Annotated in this window: 2 rRNA genes; both read left to right on the top strand. The window is 60.5% G+C overall.

The features are described 5' to 3' along the window. The first annotated feature begins 47 nt into the window (after positions 1–47). Positions 48–3,021 (top strand): 23S ribosomal RNA (locus FN732_RS09325). A 74-nt stretch (positions 3,022–3,095) separates the two neighbouring features. After that, positions 3,096–3,212, top strand: a 5S ribosomal RNA gene (gene rrf / locus FN732_RS09320). Positions 3,213–3,222: the final 10 nt, after the last annotated feature.

Raw genomic sequence — 3,222 nt, 5'->3', positions numbered from 1 at the left:
TAGTTCTTTGACAGTAGAATAAGGGAACCAGGACTGAGGCAGTAATAGGCCGAGGTGCTAAGGGCACACGGTGGATGCCTTGGCGCCAGCAGGCGATGAAGGGCGTGGTAAGCTGCGAAAAGCCCCGGCGAGGCGCAAACAGCTGATGACCCGGGGATGCCCGAATGGGGAAACCCGGCAGGCAGAAAGCCTGTCATCCGGCTTATGCCGGAGGCGAGACCCCCCGAACTGAAACATCTCAGTAGGGGGAGGAAAGGAAATCAAACGAGACTCCCTGAGTAGCGGCGAGCGAAAGGGGATCAGCCCAAACCGGATGGGTGTCAAAGCCCGCAGGCGTTGCCCATCTGGGGTAGCGGGACGTACCTGGAGGAGGCTGCGGACTCCTCGGGGAGTTACAAAAGGTTCGGGTAGCCGAATGGTCTGGAAAGGCCAGCCGTAGAGGGTGATAGCCCCGTAGGCGAAACTCGAACCTCTCCCTGGGGTACGATCCCAAGTACCGCGGGACACGAGGAATCCTGCGGGAATCAGGGGGGACCACCCTCCAAGGCTAAGTACTCGCTGGCGACCGATAGCGCATAGTACCGTGAGGGAAAGGTGAAAAGAACCCCGGGTAGGGGAGTGAAATAGAACCTGAAACCGTGTGCCTACAAGCGGTCGGAGGGGAGCTTTGCTCCCTGACGGCGTACCTTTTGCGTAATGGGCCAGGGAGTTACTCTCGGCGGCGAGGCTAAGCCGAAAGGCGGAGCCGTAGGGAAACCGAGTCCGAATAGGGCGCTTAGTCGCCGGGAGTAGACCCGAAACCGTACGATCTACCCATGGCCAGGTTGAAGTCCGGGTAACACCGGATGGAGGACCGAACCCACCAGTGCTGAAAAACTGGGGGATGAGCTGTGGGTAGGAGTGAAAAGCTAATCGAGTACGGAGATAGCTGGTTCTCCCCGAAATAGCTTTAAGGCTAGCCTCACGGATGAGTCTGCCGGAGGTAGAGCTACTGGTGGGGCTAGGGCCCCGAAAGGGGTACCGAACCCCGCCAAACTCCGAATGCCGGCAGATGCTCCGTGGGAGTCAGTCTGCGGGGGATAAGCTCCGTGGACGAGAGGGAAACAGCCCAGACCGCCAGCTAAGGTCCCCAAGTGGTGGCTAAGTGGTAAAGGAAGTGCGCTCGCTAAGACAGCCAGGAGGTTGGCTTAGAGGCAGCCATCCTTTAAAGAGTGCGTAACAGCTCACTGGTCGAGCGAGCGTGCGCCGAAAATGTAGCGGGGCTCAAGCCACCCACCGAAGCTGCGGGTTCGCCATTTGGCGAGCGGTAGGGGAGCGTTCCCTGCGGGTTGAAGTCGCACCGAAAGGTGCGGTGGACTGCAGGGAAGTGAAAATCCTGGCATGAGTAGGCGATAAGGAAGGTGAGAAGCCTTCCCGCCGAAAGCCCAAGGTTTCCAGGGGAAGGCAAGTCCGCCCTGGGTTAGCCGGCCCCTAAGGCGAGGCCGAAAGGCGTAGCCGATGGGAAGCGGGTCAACATTCCCGCGCCACTCCGGTGGAGCGATGGGGGTGACGCAGGAGGATAGCCCATCCCGGGCGTTGGTCGTCCCGGGCCAAGGTAGTAGGGGGAGGGCGTAGGCAAATCCGCGCCCTCGTTAACCCCGAGAACTGATGGGGAGGCTCCTTTGGGAGCCGAAGTGGGTGACTCCACACTGCCAAGAAAGAACCCCTAAGCTGTGAAGCCGGAGTGACCGTACCGCAAACCGACACAGGTGGGCGGGTGTAAAAGCACCAAGGCGTTCGGGGGAACCCTCCGTAAGGAACTCGGCAAATTGACCCCGTAACTGCGGGAGAAGGGGTGCCCTGGAGGGTCTAGGGACTTGCTCCCGAAGCTCTCCGGGGCCGCAGAGAATAGGCGGTGGCGACTGTTTACCAAAAACACAGGTCTCCGCAAACTCGTAAGAGGATGTATGGGGACTGCAACCTGCCCAGTGCCGGAAGGTTAAGGGGAGGGGTGCAAGCCCCGAACCGAAGCCCCGGTAAACGGCGGCCGTAACTATAACGGTCCTAAGGTAGCGAAATTCCTTGTCGGGTAAGTTCCGACCTGCATGAATGGTCCAACGACTGCCGCACTGTCTCGCGGAGGGTCCCGGCGAAATTGTAGTCAGGGTGAAGATGCCCTGTACCCGTGGCAGGACGGAAAGACCCCGTGAAGCTTTACTGCAGCCTGGCATTGTGTCTTGGTCTGGCCTGCGCAGGATAGGTGGGAGCCTGGGAAGCCCCCGCTCCGGCGGGGGTGGAGGCGCCGGTGAGATACCACCCTGGTCAGGCTGAGGCACTAACCTAGGGCACTGAACCGTGCCCGGGGACAGTGTCAGGTGGGCAGTTTGACTGGGGCGGTCGCCTCCTAAAAGGTAACGGAGGCGCCCAAAGGTCCCCTCAGCGCGGTCGGCAATCGCGCGTAGAGTGCAAGGGCATAAGGGGGCTTGACTGCGAGACCGACAGGTCGAGCAGGTGGGAAACCAGGGCCTAGTGACCCGGTGGTCCCGAGTGGAAGGGCCATCGATCAACGGATAAAAGCTACTCCGGGGATAACAGGCTGATCGGTCCCGAGAGCTCACATCGACGGACCGGTTTGGCACCTCGATGTCGGCTCGTCCCATCCTGGGGCTGAAGCAGGTCCCAAGGGTTGGGCTGTTCGCCCATTAAAGGGGCACGCGAGCTGGGTTCAGAACGTCGTGAGACAGTTCGGTCCCTATCCGCCACGGGCGTAGGAGGCTTGAGGGGAGCTGCTCCTAGTACGAGAGGACCGGAGTGGGGACACCTCTGGTGTACCAGCTGTGGTGCCAGCCGCACCGCTGGGTAGCCATGTGTCCACGGGATAACCGCTGAAGGCATCTAAGCGGGAAGCCCACCCCAAGATTAGGCCTCCCTCGGCTTTAAGCCGGTAAGGCCCCTGGGAGACTACCAGGTTGATAGGCCGCAGGTGGAAGCCCGGTAACGGGTGGAGCTGAGCGGTACTAATCGGCCGAGAGCCTCGGCCTTTAACAGTCTCAGGTCCTGGTTCCCTTATTCTGCTGTCAAGGATAGACAGTTGAATATGACCTTGTAATACAAAGCCTGGTGCCCATAGCGGCGGGGAAACACCCGATCCCATTCCGAACTCGGTAGTTAAGCCCGCCAGCGCCGATGATACTGCCCGCGGGAGCGGGTGGGAAAGTAGGGCGGTGCCAGGCTTTTTTATTT

Origin of the sequence: Balnearium lithotrophicum (genome assembly GCF_900182585.1) — a bacterium.
GTDB lineage: Bacteria > Aquificota > Aquificia > Desulfurobacteriales > Desulfurobacteriaceae > Balnearium > Balnearium lithotrophicum.
This window is presented reverse-complemented; position numbering and strand designations above follow the sequence as displayed.